Source organism: Paraburkholderia bannensis (assembly GCF_014200455.1).
GTDB lineage: Bacteria > Pseudomonadota > Gammaproteobacteria > Burkholderiales > Burkholderiaceae > Paraburkholderia > Paraburkholderia bannensis_A.
In genome coordinates this window covers 106,023-127,868 of record NZ_JACHBW010000019.1, presented here as the reverse complement: position 1 = coordinate 127,868, position 21,846 = coordinate 106,023, and the positions used below count along the sequence as shown (strand labels likewise).

Genomic DNA, 21,846 nt, shown 5'->3' with positions numbered 1-21,846 from the left:
TTTGAACGTGCCTCTCCTGGGATATGCGGGCACTTCAGGCGACGGGTGATACGGACCCTCCGTGCGGATGCCAGCAGGCGGCCAGCGGCTGGCCGGCCTCGCCGCGCAGCAGGGGCGGTACGCGAACGGCGCAGTTATCGGTGGCGCGCGTGCAGCGCGTACGAAACGCGCAGCCCGAAGGCGGATCGAGCGGCGAAGGAATCTCGCCGCCCAATGGCGCGGTACGCCGCGCGCGAGCCAGCGCCGGATCGGGCACGGGCACCGCATCGAGCAGCGCGCGCGTATAGGGATGACGTGCGCCGTCATAGATGGCACGGCAATCGCCAATCTCCATCACGCGGCCCAGATACATCACCATTACGCGATGGCTGATCGTCTTCACCACCGCGAGGTCGTGCGCCACGAACAGCAGCGAGAGCGAGCGCTCGCGCTGCAGGTCGCGCAGCAGATTGACGATCTGCGCCTGGATCGACACGTCGAGCGCGGAAACCGGTTCGTCGCAGATCACCAGTCCCGGCTCGCCGATCAACGCGCGCGCGATGCCCACGCGCTGGCACTGACCGCCCGAGAACTCATGCGCGCGCCGCGCCGCGTGCTGGGCGTTAAGGCCGACGCGCTCCAGCATGGTCAGCACGCGGCGTTCGATTTCCGCGCGGCCCAGATGCGGCGCGTGCGTGCGCAACGGCTCGGCAACGATCTCGCCGATCGACATGCGCGGATCGAGCGAGGCCAAGGGGTCCTGGAAAATCATCTGCGCGTCGCGGCGCAGCGTATCCAGACGACGATGGGCGCCCGTCACGGTTTCCTCGCCGCGCCATCGCACACTGCCCGCCTCGACCGGCGCGAGGCCGATCAATGCCCGGGCGAGCGTGGACTTGCCGCAGCCCGATTCGCCGACTAGTCCCAGTGTTTCGCCGCGCCGTATGTCGAACGAGACGTCGTTGACGGCGCGCAGCGTGGCCTTCTGCCAGGGCCAGCCGCCGCGCGCGACGCGAAAATTGACACTGAGGTTGCGCGCGCTGAGTAGCAATTCGGATTGCGATGCAATAGGAGAATCACTTGAGGCGGGAATCGTGACATCGCTCATGCGAAGACTCCTGAGGCGGTTTGCAGCGCGATATCGGCGGGCAGGTGACACGCGCGCGAGCGCGTACCTTCAGCCTGCAAAACGGGCGCCTGAATGTGGCAGCGCTCGAACGCATAGGCACAGCGCGGCGCGAACGCGCAACCGGCAGTGCGAGCGCCCGCCATCGGAGGATTGCCTGGGATCGTGCTCAGCGTCGCGCCCACCGGCGCATCGAGGCGCGGCAGCGCACCCAGCAAGCCGGCGGTGTAGGGATGTTGTGGCCGCGCAAACAATGCGGCGGTGCGAGCCTTTTCAACGGCGCGGCTCGCGTACATCACCATGACGTCGTCGCAGAGTTCGGCCACCACGCCCATGTCGTGGGTGATGAGCAGAATGGCGGTGCCACGCTCGCGGTTCATCTCGCGCAGCAGCGCGAGAATCTGCGCCTGCACGGTCACGTCGAGCGCCGTGGTGGGTTCGTCGGCGATCAGCACATCGGGCTCCATCATCAACGCGGCGGCGATCAGCACGCGCTGGCGCATGCCGCCCGAAAACTCATGCGGATACCTGCCGATGCGGCGCGCGGCGTCGGGAATGCGCACGCGTTCGAGCGCCTCGATCGCGCGGTTGCGGGCCTCCTGGCGAGTCACGCCGCGATGCTGTTGCAGCGCCTCGGTCATCTGCCGTTCGATGGTGAGGAACGGATTGAGCGAGGTCATCGGGTCCTGAAAAATCATGGCGATGCGGTCGCCGCGAATGCGGTTGAGCGCGGCGGGTTTCATGGCGAGTAGATCCTCGCCGCGCAGGCGCGCGTGGCCAGAGGACTGGCCGTTCGATGCCAGCAGGCCGAGCAGCGCCATCACGGTTTGACTCTTGCCCGAGCCCGATTCGCCGACGATGCCAAGCGTGCCGCCCGCGTCGAGCGCGAACGACACGTCCTGCACCACATCCACGTGCGGGCCGTCGCGGCGCGTGAAGCGCACGCCAAGGTTCTCCACTTCGAGCAGCGCCATCTCAACGCTCCTTGGGATCGAGCGCATCGCGCAGCCCGTCGCCAACGAAGTTCACGCAATAGAGCGTGAGACACAGCATCGCGGCCGGGCCGAGCAGCAGCCAGGGCATGGCGTCGAGCTTTTGCGCGCCTTCCTGGATCAATACGCCCCAACTCGTCATCGGCTCCTGCACGCCCAGACCGAGAAACGAGAGCACCGATTCGGTGAGCACGATGCCGGGCACCGTCACCGTCGCGTAGATGGCGACGATGCCTGCGAGGTTCGGCACGATATGGCGCGCGATGATCGCGGCGGGGCGCACGCCAATGGCGCGCGCGGCATCGACGAATTCGCGCGTGCGCAGCGACAGCGTTTGCCCGCGCACTACACGCGCCATGTCGAGCCACGAGAACGCGCTAATCGTCAGGATCACGAGCGAAAAAGCGCGGCCGAACAGCGTGACCATGAGGATTGCGATCAGCATGTAGGGGATCGCGTACATCATGTCGACGATGCGCATGAGGATGGCGTCCGTGCGGCCGCCCAGGTAGCCTGCGCTTGCGCCATAGACAACGCCCACGAGCGCCGACACCAGCGTGCCGAGCAGCCCGACCTCGATCGAAACGCGTCCGCCCACCAGCGTGCGCGCGAGCAGGTCGCGGCCCAGTTCGTCGGTGCCGAGCCAGTGGCCGCCTTGTAGCGTGGGCGCGAGGCTAATGGCGCTCCAGTCGTTGTCGGTGGGCGAGTTCGGCAACAGTAAAGGGCCGATAAAGCAGGCCAGCGCGATCAGCGCGAGGATCGCCAGGCTCGCAGGCGCTGCGCGATGGCTCAAGAAACGCGCAAGCGCGGGCGAGACGCGGCGTGGCGGCGCCGTGGTTTGCGGCTGGCTGGAGGGGGGCGACAGGGCTTTCATGGGCACTCGGAGAGGGCGTCAAAATCAGTAGCGAATGCGTGGATCGAGCCACGCATAAGCGAGATCGACGAGCAGGTTGAACAGCACGGCGCAGACGGTGGTGAGCACCACCAGCCCAAGCACGAGCGTGTAATCGCGGTTGACCGCACCGTTGACGACCAGCTGGCCGATGCCTGGCAGTGCGAACACCGATTCGGTCACCACTGCGGCGGTGATCGACGAGATGCACACCGGACCGAGCAGTGAAACCACCGGCATCAGCGCGGGCCGCAACGCATGGCGCAAGACGATCGTGCGAGCCGGCAAACCCTTGGCGCGCGCCGTGCGGATGAAATTGCCCGCGAGCACTTCGATCAGGCTGCCGCGCATCACGCGGGCAATCGCGGCCATATTGATGATCACGAGCAGCGCCACCGGCAGCACGCGATGCGACCATTCGCCTTCGCCCCAACCGCCGGCGGGCAGCCAGCCGTTGCCGTCGCGAGTTTTGAGCAGCACGGCGAACACCAGCACGAGCACGGGGCCGAGCACGAAGGGCGGCACCACGTTGCCAAGATTGCCAGCCAGCATCACCGCATGATCGACCAGGCTGTTGCGGCGCACGGCGGCCACCGTGCCGAGCGCGACGCCGCACAGCACCGCCAGCGGGATCGACACGCCGCCGATGCCCAGACTCACGGGCAGCGCCTTTTTTACGAGGTCGTTGACGGACCAGTCGGCGTAGCGGAACGACGCGCCCAGATCGCCATGCAGCAGGGCGCCGAGATAGCGCAGATACTGCTGCCACAACGGCTCGTCCAGGTGAAAGCGCGCGTTGAGATTGGCGAGCGCGGCGGCGGACATCGCCCTTTCGGTATCGAACGGACCGCCCGGCGTGAGGTGCAGCAGCAGGAAGCAGGCGGTCACGACGGCCAGCACGGTGGGCACGGCCCAGAACACGCGGCGCAGGGTATAGGCGAACATGTCAGTGCTTGAGGATGTACATATCCTGCGAAGCGCGCTGATCGATATTGTTGGTCAGCTTGTAGCCGCCTACATACGATTTAACGAGGCGCGCCGCCGAATACTGATAGAGCGGCAGGAGCGGCGTATCGCGCATTGCCAGCGCGAAGGCCTGCGTGAGCATCTCGCGGCGTTTGGCGTCATCGGATTGCAGATTGGCCTGGGCGACCTGATCGTCCACCTTGGGGTTGCAGAAACGCTGGTCGTTCTGCGGGCTGCCGCACTGGATCAGGCCAAAGAACGACATCGCATCGTTGTAATCGGCATACCAGCCATCGCGCGCCAACTGGAACGCGCCGTCGTGGCGCTGCTTGAGGAGGACCTTGAATTCGAGGTTCTCGATTTTCGCGTTGACGCCCAGCTTCGTGCGCCACTCGCTCGACGCGAACAGTGCAACTTTTTTGTGCTGTTCGTTGGTGTTGTAGATCATCGTGAAGCTGAGCGGCTTCGCGTCTGAAACACCCGCCGCTTTGAGTAGCGTGCGCGCGGCTTCCACCCGCTTCGCCATCGGCCATGCAGCCCAATCGGGCATAAACGGCTGCGCACCCTTGGTGCCATCGACGATCAAACCATAAACAGGGCGTTCGCCGTTCTGCGTGATCTTCGACGTCAGCAGATCGCGGTCAAGCACCATCGACAAAGCCTGACGCACGCGTGGATCGCGCAGAGCGGGATCGTTATTGTTGAGCGAATAGTAGTACGTACCAATCTGCAGGCTGGGTTTGAGTTCTGCTCCAAACGTCTTCACCAGCTGGGAATATTGGCCCGTCGGCAGTTGATACGTCATGTCGATCTGGCCGGACTGGAACATGCGCATGGCCGTTTCGTCGCTTTCCACCGGCATCCACGTGACCTTGGTGATCGGCACATGAGCGTTGTTCCAGTAATGCGGATTGCGCACCAGCACGATGCGGTCATTCGGCCGCCAGTCGGCCAGCGTGTAGGGCCCATTGCTGACGAGATTGCCCGGACGCGTCCAGTTCGCGCCGTACTTCGCAACCGTGGCGCGATCCACCGGCGCGAGCGAGGAATTCGCCGTGAGTTCGGTAAAAAAGGGCGTGGGCGCTTCGGTCCTCACTTCGAGCGTGTACGGATCGATTGCGCGTACGCCCAGGTTTGTCAACGGCTGCTTGCCGGCGATCACGGCCTTGGCGTTCTTCACGAACTCGACGGTGACCGTGTAGGGCGAAGCGGTTTTGGGATCGGCCACGCGCTGCCACGCGTAGACGAAATCGGCGGCCGTGACCGGATGACCGTCGCTCCATTGCGCGTCGTGGCGCAGCTTGAAGACCCAGGTATCGGGCGCGATGCGAGTCCAGGAGGCGGCAACGCCCGGTACGACATTGCCAGCGGCGTCGATGCGCGTGAGGCCTTCGAAAACATCGAGACCAACCAGATTTGCATTGGTCGATTCGATCCGGGCAGGATCCAGCGATTCGATTTCGGCCAGCAATTGCCGTGTGATTTCCTGCTTTGGCGCGAGCGCCGTGCCGGGCTCAATGGTGACGGCCTGGGAGGATCTGGCGGACAGCGAAACGAGCGCGACCATTGCAGCGGCCTCGATCAAGCGTGTGGTTTTCCGCTTTGTTGATTTGTTCATCTGGTCTCCTGATTAAATATTTTTTCGCGGACGCCGTTGAGTACGGCGATTGAATATCGCCAGGCGAACGGGGGCGATTATTGGAATCGCTTCCAGGCTTGTCAATCAGGGGAGAGGAGCCGCGAGAATCAGACTTTTCTGATGGCGAAACAAGGCGGACGTGCGTCCTGGATTCACGTCCCGCCGTAAGCCGTTGATATAGAAATCTTTATTTTTGAGCCTGGAAGCGGGGCGCGGAACGACGCGCGGAAAGCGTTATTACAGCCTCAAGCGAAACGCTTCGCGCCGTGAATAACGATTGCGTTTCGTCAAAGACTTAAATCGCGCTATTTATGCAGATTCAGTGCAGGGAGAGCGATCAGGCGGCAGCGCTGCTCTTGCGACGCGTGCGTGATGGTGAGGATTTTTTCGCCGGCGTCAGGGCGCTTTCGTGCGCAACCGGCAGACACGCGCGCACGATGGTCTCCACCAGCGCCTGCAATTCGTCGTGCCGGTCGGCGATCGAAATGTCGAACAGTTCGAACACGCCCGCGCCGCGCAAAGTCGCAAATACCGAAGCCGCAAAGCCCTTTGGATAAGGATGGTGCGCGCGCAACTCGGGAAATGCATCGACGAACATGCCGAAGAAGCGCTCGTCCTCGACGGTGCGCTTGGTGTCGATGCGGTTGAAGATCGACGGCGTGGCCTTGCAGCCGAAGAACAGGCTCCACGCCGTCACATAGCTGGTCGCGCCATAGATGTGCGTCCACGACCGCTCGACAAAAAATTGCGCACGCTCGCGCAGGGGCCACGCCGGGTCGGGCCACACGTTGCCCGCGCCGTCCCGTCCGCCCAACGGCGCCAGCGCCTCGTCGACGAGCCGCTCCATCAGCGCGTCACGGCTCTCGAAATGATGCTGGAGCGCGCCCAGCGAGACCTTGGCGCCCCGCGCGATGGCCTGCAGCGTCGCGCTCTTGAAGCCTTCCTCGCGCAGCAGGCGTTGTGCCGATTCGATGATCTTGCGCTGGGTGGCTTCGATGCGCTCGATCTGGGGAACGCGCTTGCGGGCGCGGTGCGGGGACGTTGTCCGGGTTTTCGCGTGATCTGTCATCCAGAAACAATAATGAATACGGCGGCTTTCTGACAAGCCCCCTAGCGCGCGGTCCACGAAGACCGCCAGGTAAAGTTCTAACAATAATAAATTATTGTTGTTGTATAGTGCCGATGACGTAACGATCAGACCGATCCGCATGACATACCGGTCCGACCCCGTCACTGCCCGCCACACCCTGCCCCAAGGCGCCTTAACCGCACTTTCTGGATTCGCCATGCCTCGCCTCATCAAGCGCCTGCCCGCCGACGACCGCACCAACGGCTGGAGCGCCCTGTTGCCCACGCGCACGCCCGCCTCGCCGCTGGAGGGCGAACACACGTTCGACTGGGTGATCGTCGGTTCCGGCTACGCGGGTATCGCGGCTGCGCGGCGGCTGGCCGAACTACGTCAGGCCGATTCCATCGCCCTCGTCGATAGCGGTGCGGTGGGCGAAAACGCCTCCGGGCGCAACTCCGGCTTCGCCATCGACCTGCCCCATGTGCCAGGAGATTCGGCGACATCGGTGGAACAAGGCCGCCGCGCGACCCGCGTGAACCGTTTCGTGATGGCGGATCTGGAACAGCAGATCAAGGCGCACGGCATCGACTGCGGCTGGGAGCGCCGCGGCCGTTATCACGCGGCGGTGACCGGGGGCGTAGCGGCAAGCGCGCTGGGCAGCTACGCGGCCAATCTGGAGGCCTGGGGCGAACCGTATGAGACGCTCACACGCGACGCGCTCGCGCAGCGCCTGGGCACGCGCTATTACCACTCGGCGATCTACACGCCCGGCACCTGCCTGATGAATCCCGCCGCGCTGGTGCGCGGTCTCGCCGACAGCCTGCCGCCCCGCGTGTCGCGTTACGAGCACTCGGCCGTGGTCGAGATCGAGACCGCTGGCCGCGCGCCTTATGTGCGCACGGCACGCGGCCGCATCCGTTTCGGCAAGCTGATCCTTGCGGTCAATCCGTTCGCGCAGTCGTTCGGCGTGTTCAAGAACCGGCAGATTCCGATGCTGCTGTTCGCGAGCCTCACGAAGCCGCTCACGCCCGCGCAGCAGGCGAAACTTGGCACGCAGGCAAGCTGGGGCATCACGCCCGCGCACGGCGTGGCCGGATCGACGCTGCGCCTCACTCCCGACAAACGCCTGCTGATTCGGCAGGGCTTCGAATATTCGCCGACGCTATGCACCGACGAGGCGCGCCGCCGCGCCGCGCGCGCCCAGCATGCGCAATTGCTGGCGGCGCGCTTCGCTCATCTGGGCGAGCTGGAGATCGAGCACTTCTGGATGGGCTGGCTCGGCATCTCGCACAACCACGCACCCGCGTTCGGCCAGGTGAGCGAACGCGTCTACGCGGCGGCCTGTTGCAACGGCTCGGGCATCGTGCGTCACACCGCGGCGGGTCGGCTGATCGCGGAACTGGCGCTCGGCGAGCGCAGCGAATTGATCGACGATTTTCTGGTTCAGGGCACGGCCAGCTATATCCCGCCGCGTCCGCTGCGCGATCTGGGCGTGATCTGGTCGATCAGGCGCGAGCAGGCCGCGGGCAGGGCCGAGGTGTAGCCGGCATCCATCGGCTGCATCGCCGCGCCGGCCTGAATTTGCAGATCCATGCCGATCTTGACTGATACCGCCCTCTAATTTGATCCGCGAAGTATTTCAATTCGTTACGAACGCAAATTGATCGCTTACAATCCGCTCGCGCCATCCTTCGCGGCGAGGCTTGCCTCGCGTTTTCCGGCGCGCGGCTGAAGGCCCGCGCTGCATCCCCGGCGGTTCCAGGAGAGGGCAGTGATCAAGATCGGCGCCTTGCGGATCAATTTCGAGCAACGCGAGATGCGCCGCGACTCGCGCGTGCTGCGCATCAGTTCGCGCGCCTTCGACATCCTTGAGGTGCTGTATCGCGCCAACGGCGCAATCGTCGCCAAGGAGGACATCATCGATGCGGTCTGGCCTCGGCAGGTCGTCGAAGAGAACCGCCTGCAGGTGCATATCGCCGCGCTGCGCAAGGCGCTGGGCGAGGATCGCGAACTCATCAAGACTGTCACGGGGCGCGGCTATCTGCTCGTCAAACGCGTGGGCGATCCGGCGGCCTTCAGCGAGCAGAATGCGCAGGGCGAGCCGCGCCTGAGCGCGCATCTGCCCATCTACACCACGCCGCTGATCGGCCGCGACGACGAAGTCGCGCGCATCCTCGCGCAGCTTGAGGACGTACCGGTGCTGACCCTGGTGGGTTCGGGCGGAGTCGGCAAAACGGCGCTCGCGGTGCGTGTGGCGCATGCGGCAGGCGAGTCGAGCGCGCGCAGCGTGCGCTTCGTCGAACTGGCTTCTGCGCAAACGCGCGAAGCGGTGCTGGCGGCGCTGGCGCTCGCGTGGCAGATTGGTCCGCAGGCGATGGGCAGCGAGGCGCGTCTGCTGCTGGCGATCCGCGAAGTCTTGCCCGCTCACGGCGCGCTGCTGGTGCTCGATAACGCCGAACACGTGATCGACATTGCAGCCGCGCTGGTGGAAACGCTCGCGAGCTGCGCGGCGCTGCGCGTGCTGGTGACGAGCCGCGAGCCGCTGGCAATCCGCGCCGAAACGCTGTTTCGCGTGGAGCCACTCGCCGTGCCGCCCGAAGGCGCAAGCGTGGCAACGATGCTCGCTCACGGCGCGGTCGCGCTGTTCCTGCAACGCGCGCGCAGCCATGCGCCCGCCTGTGGCAACGACGCGGCGAGCGTGCGCCTCGTGGCCGATATCTGCCGTCGCCTCGATGGGCTGCCACTCGCCATCGAACTGGCGGCGGCGCGCGTGGCTACGCTCGGCATCGAGGGCGTGGCGGCGCGCCTGCATCACAGCATGGACGAGCGGCTCGACCTGCTCAGCGGCGGCCCGCGCGACGCCTCCCCACGCCAGCAAACCTTGCGCGCCACCTTCGACTGGAGCTATGCGCTGCTGGACGCCAACGCGCGCGCGCTGTTGCGCAATCTCGCGTTCTTCGCGGGCGCGTTCACCTTCGAAGCGGTCTGCGCGGTGGCCGCCGAACCGGACGATCCGGTTGCCGCGGTGATCGCTTCGCTCGGCGAACTGGTCGCCAAGTCTTTGCTGGCGGTGGAGTTTCGCGGCGCGATCGCGTCGTACCGGCTTACCGAATCCACGCGCGCCTATGCGATGAGCAAGCTGCGCGAAGAAGGCGCGTTGCGTCGCGTGGGCGAGCGTCATCTTCGCTATCTGCAATCGCATATCGAAGATTGCGCCGTGCTCGCGCCGTCGCGCACGCACGATCATTTGCACGCGCGCGCCCGGCCTTCGCTCGACGATGCGCGGCGCGCATGGGACTGGGCGTTCTCGCCCGAAGGCGATGCGGTGCTGGGCGTGGCGCTGGCCGGATCGCTCGTGGGCACGCTGCTCGACGCCGGACTCGTGCACGAGTGCCACGAACGCGCTGCGCGCGCGCTCGCCGCGCTCGACGGCTTGCCGGCCGATGCCGCAGCAAAGGTCGATCCGGTGTGCGCCATGCGCGTGCGCGCGGCCTTTGCGGCGACCCTGCTGCTGACCGGCGGCGCGCCCGCCGACGCCGCGCGGCACTGGCGCGAAGTGCTCGCACGCGCCGAGACTCGCGGCGACGATGCGTTTGCCGCGCGCGCGCTCTGGGGCCTCTGGAACGCGTCGATGAACGCGGGGGAGATATACGCCTCCCTGCGCTTTGCCACCCGCCTGGAAGTCTGCGCCGCGCGCCGCGGCACGGCGTGGCAGAAGCTCTGTGCGAGCGCGATGCTGGCGGCGTCGTTGCATTGCCTCGGCGAACTGGGGCAGGCGCGCGAGCGGCTCGAAGGCGCGCTGGCCGAGCTCGACCGCCTGTGCACGAACGGGCCGCCCCAGCGTGAGGAGAACGACCTGTCCGTCGATCCGCGCATCTTCGGCACCGGCACGCTTGCGCGTATTGCCTGGCTCGAAGGCGACGCCGCACGCGCGCTGCAACTGAGCCAGCGCGCCCTCAACCATGTGCGCGCCGACATGCTGGAGCCGACGCTTTGCCACCTGCTGGCCGTGGTGGTCGTGCCGCTGCATCTCGCGTGCGGCAATCTTGCTGAGGCGCAACGCCATCTGACGCTGCTGCGCTCACAGGCGGCGCTGCATCGCTTCGAAGGCTGGCAGGCGTACGGCGAATGTCTTGCAGGGCAACTCGATCTGCAAACCGGCAGCGCGGAACGAGGTCTCGCACGTCTTGAAGCAGGGCTCGCGCAGCTGGCTTCGCGCGATTTCCGGCGTCTGGTTGTGCCGCTGGAGACCGTCTGTGCGCAGGCGCTGGCGAACGCGGGCCGTGTCGACGACGCGCTCAACATGCTCGAAGCCGCGCTGCGGCATGGCGCAGCGCACGGCGATAGCTGTTTCGCAGCGGAATTGTTGCGCGTGCGCGGCGTGACCGAATTGTTGCGTGCGCAACGGCATGGGAAATGGGCTGGGGCTGGGGCAGGTGCATCGCGTCATATCGATGCAGGACGGCGCACCTTGAAAGAAGCGATGGAGCTTGCGCACGAGCAGGGCGCAGGTTTGCTGGCGCTGCGTGCGGCGCTCGACCTTGCGCAGTCGCTGGCGCAGGACGGCTTGGTACGCGAAGCGGTTGCATTGCTGACGCCGTTCGCGCCATTCGTCGATCAGCAGGGCCTGCCTGAGGCGCAGCGTCTTGCGAGCCTGCTACCGTCGCTCGATCAAACCATCGACTAGTCTTCACGCAGCCTGCAACGCCCTCGGCGAGCACCCTTTAAAGCCCGCATTAAGCGGGCTTTAAAGCCTTTCATTAGACGAAATCAATTGCACCAGGCATCGAAAGCGGCAGCGAATCCGCAAGCATGACGTCGCCTGTCGCCAGTATCGCGGACGGTTTCCATGCCGCTGCACCCGCTTGATCGAATCAACAAGTCTTTACGCAAACCGCATCGACGCTTTCCCGCTCTTTAATCATGAATTTCGCAGAATTAATTAGTTGAAGCGTCGGCCCTGGCCCAGACAAGATGGCGCGCTATTGCATATTCCAGATAGCGAAGCATCTCTTACTAATCTTCGGGTCGGGGCATCAATGAGAACACCGTATCGGGCGATGTCGATAGCCATCGCCGCAGTGGCATGGACAGGGGCGGCACAGGCGCAAAGCACAAACGTCAGCAACGCGAGTGACGCTGCACAGACGGACGCAAGCTCGTCGAAGCAGGCTGTGCAGGTGCAGGACCGCGTGGTGGTGACGGGTACGCGCACGGCCACGAAGGCCACGCGCAGTCTCACGCCGGTGGACGTGATTACGGCCGCGCAATTGCAGAGCACGGGCCAGACCGATCTGCGCGATGCGCTGGTGTCGCTTTCGCCCGCGATCCAGCGTCAGGCGATGGGCGGCGCGCAGGCCGCGCTCGTCGATACGCTCACGCTGCACGGCCTCACGCCGGATCAGGTGCTGGTGCTCGTCAACGGCAAGCGCCGGCATTCGACCGCGACGATCTCGCTCAACCCCGGGCCGCAGCAAGGCGCGACTGGCGTGGATATCGACCTGATTCCGGTGAGCGCCGTCGATCACGTGGAAATCCTGCGTGACGGCGCAGCGGCGCAATACGGTTCCGACGCCATCGCCGGGGTCATCAATATCATTCTGAAATCCGATACTCAAGGCGGCTACGTCGAAAGCCTCACCGGGCAGACGTATCAGGGCGACGGCCTGCGCCAGAGCACGTCGGCGAATTATGGTTTCGCGCTGGGGCCCGGCGGCTTCCTGAATCTGAGCGCCGAAGTCTCGCGCGAGAATCACAGCAATCGCACCGAGCAGTATGCGCATACGGGCGCGCTGGCGGGCGAGGCCAGCAACAAATATATCGGCGATCCGTCCAGCACGCGGCAGGTCGTGGGATTCAATGCGGGCTATTTTCTTAACGATAGCGTGCAGCTCTACGGCTTCGGCACCTACGCGCATCGCGACGCGGCCAGCTATCAGACCGTGCGCGGCGCGAGCGTGCTGCCCGCGGTGTATCCGAACGGCTTCGTGCCGCAGGATCTGCTGAGCGAAAACGACTTCTCCGTGACGCTCGGCGCGAAAGGCGACAATCTGCTGGGCTGGAAATGGGATCTGAGCTCGACCTATGGCGGCGACAACGCCAATTTCAGTCAGGCGTCGTCGGCGAATGTCGGGCTTTACAAGGCCACGGGCCAGACACCCACCAAATTCTATATCGGCCGCCAGGCGGACACGCAATGGACCAATAACCTCGATCTCACACGGCCGTTCAATCTGGGCTTTCTGCCGGCGCCGTTGAATGTTTCGGTGGGTGTGGAGCATCGCATCGAAGGCTATACGGTGGGCGCGGGCGAGCCGGATTCGTACCTGTATGGCGGCACGCCCGCGCTGGTGGGCCTGCCGCCCGCGAGCGAGAGCAACAACACGCGCAACGTGCTGGCCACCTATATCGATCTGTCGACGAATATCACGCGCAAATGGCGCATCGATCTGGCGGGCCGCTTCGAGCACTACAGCGACGTGGGCGACACGACCAACGGCAAGATCGCCACGCGCTACGATTTCACGCCGTGGATCGCCTTGCGAGGCAGCGTCAGCACCGGCTTTCGCGCCCCTTCACTTGCTCAGGAATACTATACGACGATCAGCCCGACGCCCACCTCGGCGTTCGCCTTGCTGGCCGCCAATTCGGCTGCGGCGCGGGCGCTGGGCGCACAGGCGCTCAAGCCGGAAAAATCGACCAGCTATAACATCGGCCTCGTGCTGACGCCCGCGCGCGATCTCAACGTAACGATCGACGCGTATCAGATCGATATTCGCGACCGTATTGTCGAAGGCGGATCGCAAACCGGCGCAGCGGCTATCAGCGCGATCGGGCTGGCGGGATTCTCGACGCCATTGGGGATTCCCGCTTCGGCGATATCCGCGAGCTATTTCACCAACGGCGCGAACACGCGCACGCGCGGCCTCGATCTGGCCGCCACGTATCGCACGTATCTGGGCCGCTACGGCAGCATCGACTGGGATCTGGGCATCAACTTCAACACCACCTCGCTCACGCGACTGGCGGCAGGAGCGAATGGCAAGCCGCTGCTGAACGCGCAACAGATCGCGTATCTGACGACCGGCACGCCCAAGAACAAGATCATTCTGGGCGGCGTGTGGAATTACGGCAAATGGGGGCTTTCGCTGCATGAAACGCGCTATGGCAGCACGTCCGCGCAGGAGTCGTATCGCACGGGACCGAATGCGGGATCGGTGACGGTCTTTATTCCGTTCACCAGCAAGGCCGAATACACCACCGATATCGAGGCGCGCTACAGCGTCACGAAGCATTTCAACGTGGCGGTGGGCGCGCGCAATCTGTTCAATGCCTATCCCACCAAAATGCCGGTCGCGGCGCAGTACGCGGGCGCGGTGTACGACACGACGACATCGCCCATAGGCATCGACGGCGGCTTTTATTATCTGCGTGCGCGTTACGTGTTTTAAGGCGGGTTTTAAGGCCGCTTTGCGCGACGGTCGATCAATCGTCGCGCGGCAGGATCAGTTCGGCATCGAGCCCGGCGATGCGTCCGGTCTCGATGCGATTGCCGTGGTGGGCGTGGGGCTGTAGCACCGCTTCTGATCGCGCCCGTGTCCGGTGCTCGCGTCTGGTGCGTTAATCGCTGCGGTGCACCAGACGCTGACACGAGCCGCACACGAATGGTGGGGCGCATGCGCCCCTTGTTTTTGTGCGCCCGGTTGCGCAATCGCGCACGCAAGCCCTGTTTTCAAGGGTTTGCGACCACAGCCACCCCCGTGCACGATGAATGGCATACCTATTGCTTAGTGAAGTAGCGAGGCCAATGATGGTCTCGACGAATTGACATCGCCGCGCCAGACAAGCGCGACGATCGGATCTGGCAGATTGCAATTAGCAGCAGCCAGCAGCGCGGGGCAACGGCGTCCCGAAGCGTGATTCCCATGGAGTTCCCATGCGGACGCGTTTCGGGACGCTTTTTTGTTTGCAGCGCGCAGACGCGAAGCAGGCCGGTCCGAAGCAAGGTTCGCCGAATAAATCGGAGTGCGAAGTTAAACGGATGAGATGTGCCGAAGCGTCGATCGCACATCCGATTCCATTACCTGGGGAGTGCCTCGTGAAAGACCTTTTGAGTTCGCTGAAGAGCGGCAACTGGCGCGCGCTGCTGGCGTGTTTCCTGTATTTCGACACCGGCTTCACGGTCTGGGTGATGTTCGGCCCGCTTGCGCCCTTCATCCAGAAGGACATCCACATGTCGCCGGCCGAACTCGGCCTGCTGGTGGCTGTGCCAGTGCTGGGCGCGGCCATTCTGCGCGTGACGCTCGGCAATCTCTATCAGGCCTGCGACGGCCGCAAGGTCGCGCTGATGGGCATCGCGCTTTCGTCGATTCCCGCCGTGGTGCTGCTGCTGATGCCGGGCGCGCCGTCGTACACGCTGCTGCTGGTGCTGGGCGTGTTGCTGGGCGTAGGCGGCGCAAGCTTCGCCGTGGCCTTGCCGATGGCGGGCAGCAACTATCCGCCGAAGGTGCAGGGCCTGGTGCTGGGGCTGGCCGCGGCCGGCAATATCGGCGCGGTGCTCGACGGCTTCCTGTTTCCGGGTCTGGCCAATAACATTGGCTGGGCGCATGCGACCGGCGCGGCGCTGCCGCTGCTCGGCATCGCGGCGCTGGCCGTGTGCTTCTGGGCACGCGACCTTGGCCAGAAGTCGGGCAGCGCGCCGAAGGCATTGCGCGCGTTTTTCATCACGCTGGCAGGATTGCTCGCGCTGGTGCTGGCCGTGCATGCAGGCGTGTTCGGTGCGGGCAAGACCGGCGTGCTGCTGCTGCCGGTAATGGGCGCGCTGCTGGCGATCGCGGTGCTGCCGCGTCACTATCGCGGCGTGCTGGCCGAAGGCGATACGTGGGTGGTGATGCTCGTCTACAGCATCACGTTTGGAGGCTTTGTCGGCATGTCCTCGTATGTGACGACGCTGCTGGTGTCGCTCTATCAAGTGCCGAAGCTCGAAGCGGGCGTGATCATGTCGCTGCTCGCGCTCACGGGGGCGATGGTGCGTCCGGTGGGCGGTTTGATTGCCGATCGTATTTCTGGCGTGCGTGCGCTGGTGCTGCTGCTCGCGGCGATCTCGCTGTGCGACTTCGCATTCGCCGCCTGGATGCCGCCGTTCGCAGCCGGGATCGCGCTGCTGGCGCTGACCTATGTGTGCTTCGGTCTGGGCAATGGAGCGACGTTTCAGCTCGTGCCGCGCCGCTGGCAGGGACGCACGGGCCTGATGTCGGGCATCGTGGGCGCGGCGGGCGGCATCGGCGGCTTCTATCTGCCGGTGATCATGGGGATTGCCAAGGAAAGCACGGGCAGTTATCAGATGGGTTTTGCGACGTTCGGCGGCCTGGCGGCGGTGGCGTTCGGGCTGGTGGTCGCGCATCGCGCGCGCTGGCTGGAATGGGCGCTGCCGCAGGAGGGGCTAATGGCGCAACCGGCGGCGGTGCCGGTCGTGCCGGGGGTGCAATCGGCGCGAGCAGTGGAAGTTCAGGCTGGAAACTGAGGCTCGATCACTGAACCGATGTATGACGCGCTCCGGTTTGCGGGAACCGCAGCGCGTTGTGCTGATCGACCGCTACGATCCCATCAACTTCAGCCCGGCTGGCAAGGCTTCACCAAACACGCGTCCTGTGTCGGCGTTATCCAGCTCGACTACCTCGCGCACCATTTCGATCCACGTGTGTGGCGCGTTCGCGCTTTCCAGCCGCTTGAGCACCGTTTCCCGCAGCTCGGGTGCGATATCGCGCGAACGGTCGCCCGTCATCCGTGCAATCTGCGCGGCGGCGAACATCGCGGGTTCGACCTTCTTCCAGTCGAGCGCGAGTATCGCGTCGAGCCATTGCCCCGCCACCTCGGGCGGCACGACGCCATGCGCGCTGCCGTAAAAAGGCAGACGCGCGCCGATACGCCCGAGCGCCCACCAGCTCTGGGGATTCTCCGCAGACTTCTGCAGGCGCTCCAGCAGGCGCGCGCCGATCTCGACCTTCTGCGCCGCATCGATCTGCTCCAGCGACGCGTAGAGCCGCGTCATATCCGCGTTGCCGAGCTTCGCAGGATCGAACGGCAGCTTGTGATGTTTCGCGCTGGCCGCTTCTTCGAGCCAGCGCATCGCTTCGAGCACCTGCTCCTGCGCTTCGGCGTTCAGGCCGCCCGCCGCGCGCCGCCAGAGCGTCCACCATTCCGACCAGACCTGGCTGTCGTTGACATGCTGGATACCGTCGTCGAACAGCGTCCACAACTGCTCGACGCGCCATTCGTCGAGCGGATAGCCGAAGCCCGGCCGCACGCAATAACCCGCGAGGTTGAGCCACAGACGCTCGTGATCGGCGGAGCGGCGTCGACGTCCCGCACGATCCCAGAGCGCGCCGAACAGTTCGCGCAGCAGCGGACTATCCCAGTTCTGACGCGGCCCGAGCGTGTGTTCGAGCTGCGCGCGCAGACGCTTCACTTCCTTGGGATCGACCTTGGCGGACTTGGCGCCGAACACGCGCTCGATCAGCGCGATAGCTTCGTCGAGCGCGGGATGGCGCACGCGCGCACCGGCGTCTGGGCGCGCGTGTTCATCGCGGCGCAACTGGAATTCGAGCAGCCATTGCTGCGCGGGATCGTCGGTGGCGATGCAGCGCACTTCCAGCGTGCCGACTTCGGTCAGTTGCGCGCTGAGTTTGACGGGGCGCTCGCGGCCGCCTTTTTCCGCCGCGACCACGGTGGCGAGCGGCGGCAGGCGCACGAAATCAGTTGCCTGCGCGACTGCATGCGCGCCCCCCTGCGTGTTCGACAGATCGGCGATTTCCCCGGCGTTCCAGCGCGTTTCCGCCGCGGTCGAGACCAGATGGAATTGCACGGGATGGCCCAGACGCAGCGCGAAGGTGCGATCGTCCAGCCGCACTTCGTGACTTTCCTCGGTGCCGCGCGGCAGCAGGCAGATGCCGCGTTGCGCAGTCTCGCCGCCGGCGTTTTCGCCTTCATCAAGCACGAGGAAATAGCTGCGCGGCGAGCCGCCGCCGATACGCGGCGCGCGGCCCTTGCGCGCAAGCGCAAAAGCGACCGCACCGCGCGCGACGGCCACATCGGGGTGATCGTTTTGCAGCACCGTGAGCGGCGCGTCGCGCCACGCGCCCAGCGTGTCGCGCAGGCGCGTGGACAACGCGGGCGCTTTGAACACGCCGCCGTTGAGCAGCAGCGTATCGGGCACGGGCAGCGCGTTTGACGCTGGCGCGGCGTCGCTTGCGGGCAAGCCAAGCGCTTCGCGCGACTGCGCCGCGAAGCGTTGCAGGAAGGCCGCGATATGGCGCGTGATGGCCGGATCGGCGGCATAAGGCAGACCGAATTCGACGATACCCGCGCGCGCGCGGCGCGGCAGATCGCTGGCGTCGCCCGCCGGGAAGAAACCGTCCACGACGATGCGCGACGCTTCCTCGCGCGTGAGTTGCGTGCTGCGCGCGCCGCCAATGAGCTTCGAGCCCGCGCCCAGCAGCGTCACGCCCACTGATTCGGGCGCCTGCGCGTCGAGCAGTTGTTCCTTCGCGACCCGGCAACGCTCGACCAGTTGCGAAAGACTGGCAGCGGAGAGTCTGCCTGCCTGAGCTTGCGTGCCCGCCAGACGGCTTTCCGCCAGATGCGCGAGCGCGAGGTCCATATTGTCGCCGCCGAGCATCAGGTGGTTGCCCACGCCGACGCGCGTCAGGCGCGGCTCGCCGTTTTCATCGACCTGCACCTGAATGAGCGTGAGGTCGGTCGTGCCGCCGCCCACGTCGCACACGAGCACGAGGCGCGTGCGCGCGAGTTCGGCCTGCAGCGAATCGCGATGATGAAACAGCCAGTCGTAGAACGCGGCCTGCGGTTCTTCGAGCAGGCGCAGTTCGGGCAGTTGCGCGCGGCGCGCGGCTTCGAGCGTGAGTGCGCGCGCACCGTCGTCGAACGAGGCCGGCACCGTGAGCACCACGTCCTGCTGTTCGAGAGGCGCATTGGGAAAGCGGTGGTTCCACGCCGCGCGAACGTGCGCGAGATAGCTCGCGCTGGCGTCCACCGGCGAAACCTTGCCGACGTCGTCGGGCGCGCCCCAGGGCAGGATCGGCGCGAGCCGGTCCACGCTGGCGTGCGAGAGCCAGCTTTTGGCGCTGGCGACCAGACGCCCCGGCACCTGCGCGCCAAGCGTGCGCGCCAGACGGCCGACTACGACGGCTTGATCGGCGTCAGCTTCTGGCGATGCGGGCCACGGCAGTTGCAGCGCGCTTGCAGGTAATTCGCCAGCGCCAGGGTGATAGCGCGCCGACGGCAGCAGCGGCTGCGCCCCCACTTCGCCGGGCGCGGTGAGCTGCTCGATATCGAATACGCGGATTTCGTCGCCGCCCGCTTCGGCGTAGGCCACGACCGTATTGCTCGTCCCCAGGTCGATGCCGACGACGTATGGCTTCATCGCGCTCAAATGCTGACTCGCTTGGCAATGAGACGGGCACCGCCCAAGCCTCGCCGTTGTGGCGAGGCGAGGCCTGGGCGGCGCCCGGGTGAATGCGCCCGATGGGTGTAAAGCGCGTCAGGCGCTCACGCCGCCGCGCACGTCGAACTCGACCTTCCAGCGCTCTTCGCTGCCGGACGGCACGGCTTCGAGTTCCAGCGTGCCCGCTTCGGTCACGCGCGCATGCAGCTTGACCGGCACGATTTCGCCGGGCGTTCGGCCAGCGGTTGGCAGCGTGGCCTGGATCTCTTCGAGCTCCTGCAATTCCTCCGCCGACCAGTAGTCGAGCATCGTGCCGACCTGATCCTGACGGCGCACCGACGAACCAAAGAAGCGGAAGTGCACCGGCTCGCCAACCACGAGGCCGAATTCCTGTGCGGGCAGCGGCGCGTCCGTGCCTTCTTCCATGCCGAACGGCGCGACGCACAGCGCCGACACCGGCGGCTCCAGGCCCGGCACCGCGGGCATGGCCGATTCGACCGCCACGTAGTACGCGCGCGCCGTGCCGCCACGAATACGCACGCCCTTGCCTTGCTTCACGTAGCCGTAATAGGCCGCGCCGCGTGCAACCGCGAGGTCGAGGTCCGCGCCGCCCAGCAGACGTGCAGCGGGCGCGCCCTCGGCGGCCAGCCAGCCGTTGACGATGTCCAGCACGCGAGCCGCGAGCAGTTCCGACTTGAACACGCCGCCGTTGAACAGCACGGCCGTGGGATGCAGGAAGCTCGCGCCTTCGGCGGGTGCGCCAAAGCCTTCGACTTGCGCGAGCGCCGCGACCTGGCGGCCGAGGAACGCGGCGAGGTGGCGCGTGATGCCCGCATCCTGGGCGTAGGGCAGACCGAGCTGCGTGAGGCCGACGCGGGTGCGCACGGCCGGACGCGCGGCGGCGTCCACCTGCGGGAAGAAGCCTTCGAGGATGATCTGCGTGAGTTCCGCGCGCGTGAGCTCGGTGCGGATCGAGCCGCCGATCAGCTTCGAACCGCGGCTGGGCACCACCAGCGGCACGGTGTCCACGTTCGGATCGGTCAGCAGCGTTTCCTTGGCCGAGCGGCACGCGTAGGTGAGCGCGCGCAACTGCCACGGATCGGCTTGCGTGCCTTGCGCCGCGAGCTTGCGCGCGACCACGTGGGCGAGCGCCAGATCCATGTTGTCGCCGCCGAGCAGGATGTGCTCGCCCACGGCCACGCGATGCAGTTCGAGATTGCCTTCGCGCTCGACCACGGCGATCAGCGAAAGGTCGGTCGTGCCGCCGCCCACATCCACCACGAGGATGATGTCGCCGACCTTCACGTCCTTGCGCCAGCCGCCGCCGCTTTTCTGGATCCAGCTATAGAGCGCGGCCTGCGGTTCTTCAAGCAGCGTCATACGCGTGTAACCGGCGGCCTGCGCGGCTTCGGCGGTCAGCTCGCGCGCGGCCGGGTCGAACGAGGCCGGGATCGTCACGGTGACGTCCTGGTCGCGCAGCGGCGCGTCCGGATGCGCCGCGTCCCATGCTTCGCGCAGATGCGTGAGGTAGCGGATCGAGGCTTCGAGCGGCGACACGCGCGCCACCTCGGGCGGCGCGTCGTTCGGCAGGATCGCCGCGCGGCGGTCGACGCCCGGGTGGCACAGCCACGACTTCGCGCTGGAGACGAGGCGAATCGGGGTGCCCGCGCCGCGGCTGCGCGCCATTTCGCCCACGGCGTAGTCGCGCGTGGCGGTCCACGGCAGCGTCAGGTCGCCGGGCGTGAGCTCGCCCGCGTTGGGCAGGTAGAGGAAGGAGGGCAGCAGCTCGGGCGATTCGATCGCGCCGGGCGCCGTCAGTTGCGTGACGGGCAGCACGCCTTGCACGGCTTTTTCGCCGTCACTGCCGGCGAGATCGACCCAGGATAGCGCGCAGTGCGTCGTACCGAGGTCGACGCCAATGGAATAACGGGCTTCGCTCACAGTTCCACCTCAGCCGGTGCGAGGACCTTGGCGTCATGCGACTTGACGAGCTTGGGCAGCTTGACGTCTTCGACGCGCCAGCCGCGATGGCTGATCGTGCCGTTGAAGGGCGCCGCGCCGACCACATTGCCGGTCAGGCGGATGGCGGTGGCGTCGAAGCCTTCGGGGATGCTCACGCGGCTGCCTTCGGCTTCCGGGCGCACCGGGCGGATCGTGAAGTGCTCGCGCAGCGTCGCGCGGCAGCCTTCGTGGACCAGACGCGCGGCCGCGCCAATCTCAGCATCGGCGTAGCCTGCGATGTCTTCTTCGACGAAGTCGACGAAGCGCGCGTTGCGCTGAAGCAGGCCGAGCAGTTGCAGCGCCGCTTGCGGGCTGGCTTCCTCGATGGCGCTGGCGGCAGGCGCGACCGGCGCGGCGGCCGGGGCGGGCGCGACCGGTGTAACAACGGGCGTGGCAGGCGCAGCAGGCGCGGCAGGCGCAGCGACGGGTGCGGAAACAGGCGCATCAAACGTCTCGCCGTTGCGCAGGCGGCGCACGCCGGCGGCCAGCTCGGCATTGCCGAGGATGGCGAAAAACGATCCGAAGGCGAGCGAAAGGCGGCCTGCGAATGAAATCTTGGGTTCGGTCATTAAAACAACTCCAGTGGGCTCGCGCGCGGTCCTCCCGGGCAAGCGAGGCCCGGATGATACGTCCTCGGGCGGCGTCTGCTAAGGGCGGGGGCCAAACCGGCAGGAAAAATGTGAGCCCGGCACGGGCTCGAAAACCCGTATTTTGCCTTGTTG

The 21,846-nt window shown here is 65.9% G+C and carries 13 protein-coding genes; 4 read left to right on the top strand and 9 right to left on the bottom strand.

The window, feature by feature from the left end; translation table 11 throughout:
* Nucleotides 1-34: 34 nt before the first annotated feature.
* The 6 genes from F4827_RS27635 to F4827_RS27610 all read right to left on the bottom strand — a co-directional run bounded on the left by F4827_RS27635 (nt 35) and on the right by F4827_RS27610 (nt 6,954).
* Nucleotides 35-1,087, bottom strand: coding sequence for an ABC transporter ATP-binding protein (locus F4827_RS27635; protein WP_183730057.1), 1,053 nt, complete (start codon nt 1,085-1,087; stop codon nt 35-37).
* Nucleotides 1,084-2,079, bottom strand: coding sequence for an ABC transporter ATP-binding protein (locus F4827_RS27630; RefSeq protein WP_183730055.1), 996 nt, complete (start codon nt 2,077-2,079; stop codon nt 1,084-1,086). Before F4827_RS27630 ends, F4827_RS27635 begins: the two co-directional genes overlap by 4 nt.
* A 1-nt stretch (nt 2,080) precedes the next feature.
* Nucleotides 2,081-2,971, bottom strand: a complete 891-nt coding sequence (locus F4827_RS27625; protein WP_183730052.1) for an ABC transporter permease — start codon at nt 2,969-2,971, stop codon at nt 2,081-2,083.
* 24 nt (nt 2,972-2,995) lie between these two features.
* A complete protein-coding gene (locus F4827_RS27620) occupies nt 2,996-3,934 on the bottom strand; it encodes an ABC transporter permease subunit (protein ID WP_183730049.1) in 939 nt (312 codons plus the stop codon).
* Between the two features lies 1 nt (nt 3,935).
* On the bottom strand, nt 3,936-5,573 hold the full coding sequence (locus F4827_RS27615) for a peptide ABC transporter substrate-binding protein (protein ID WP_183730046.1): 1,638 nt from the start codon (nt 5,571-5,573) through the stop codon (nt 3,936-3,938).
* Between the two features lie 358 nt (nt 5,574-5,931).
* Nucleotides 5,932-6,954, bottom strand: a complete 1,023-nt coding sequence (locus F4827_RS27610; RefSeq protein ID WP_311735606.1) for a TetR/AcrR family transcriptional regulator — start codon at nt 6,952-6,954, stop codon at nt 5,932-5,934.
* Between F4827_RS27610 and F4827_RS27605 the strand changes: the two genes are divergently transcribed.
* The 4 genes from F4827_RS27605 to F4827_RS27590 all read left to right on the top strand — a co-directional run bounded on the left by F4827_RS27605 (nt 6,881) and on the right by F4827_RS27590 (nt 16,186).
* A complete protein-coding gene (locus F4827_RS27605; RefSeq protein WP_183730042.1) occupies nt 6,881-8,206 on the top strand; it encodes an FAD-binding oxidoreductase in 1,326 nt (441 codons plus the stop codon). The genes F4827_RS27610 and F4827_RS27605 overlap by 74 nt on opposite strands.
* Before the next feature lie 228 nt (nt 8,207-8,434).
* On the top strand, nt 8,435-11,350 hold the full coding sequence (locus tag F4827_RS27600) for a winged helix-turn-helix domain-containing protein (RefSeq protein WP_183730038.1): 2,916 nt from the start codon (nt 8,435-8,437) through the stop codon (nt 11,348-11,350).
* Nucleotides 11,351-11,723: 373 nt separating this feature from the next.
* Nucleotides 11,724-14,114 (top strand): TonB-dependent siderophore receptor, encoded by a 2,391-nt coding sequence (locus tag F4827_RS27595; protein ID WP_260175459.1) that lies wholly within the window; start codon nt 11,724-11,726, stop codon nt 14,112-14,114.
* 647 nt (nt 14,115-14,761) lie between these two features.
* Nucleotides 14,762-16,186, top strand: a complete 1,425-nt coding sequence (locus F4827_RS27590) for an MFS transporter (protein ID WP_183730033.1) — start codon at nt 14,762-14,764, stop codon at nt 16,184-16,186.
* Nucleotides 16,187-16,258: 72 nt separating this feature from the next.
* Here the strand turns inward: F4827_RS27590 and F4827_RS27585 are convergent, their stop codons facing one another.
* The 3 genes from F4827_RS27585 to F4827_RS27575 all read right to left on the bottom strand — a co-directional run bounded on the left by F4827_RS27585 (nt 16,259) and on the right by F4827_RS27575 (nt 21,693).
* On the bottom strand, nt 16,259-19,102 hold the full coding sequence (locus tag F4827_RS27585) for an Hsp70 family protein (protein ID WP_183730030.1): 2,844 nt from the start codon (nt 19,100-19,102) through the stop codon (nt 16,259-16,261).
* A gap of 117 nt (nt 19,103-19,219) precedes the next feature.
* Nucleotides 19,220-21,064, bottom strand: a complete 1,845-nt coding sequence (locus F4827_RS27580; RefSeq protein WP_183730027.1) for an Hsp70 family protein — start codon at nt 21,062-21,064, stop codon at nt 19,220-19,222.
* Nucleotides 21,061-21,693: a DUF2760 domain-containing protein gene (locus tag F4827_RS27575; RefSeq protein ID WP_183730024.1), complete on the bottom strand. Its 633-nt coding sequence runs from the start codon at nt 21,691-21,693 to the stop codon at nt 21,061-21,063. Before F4827_RS27575 ends, F4827_RS27580 begins: the two co-directional genes overlap by 4 nt.
* Nucleotides 21,694-21,846: the final 153 nt, after the last annotated feature.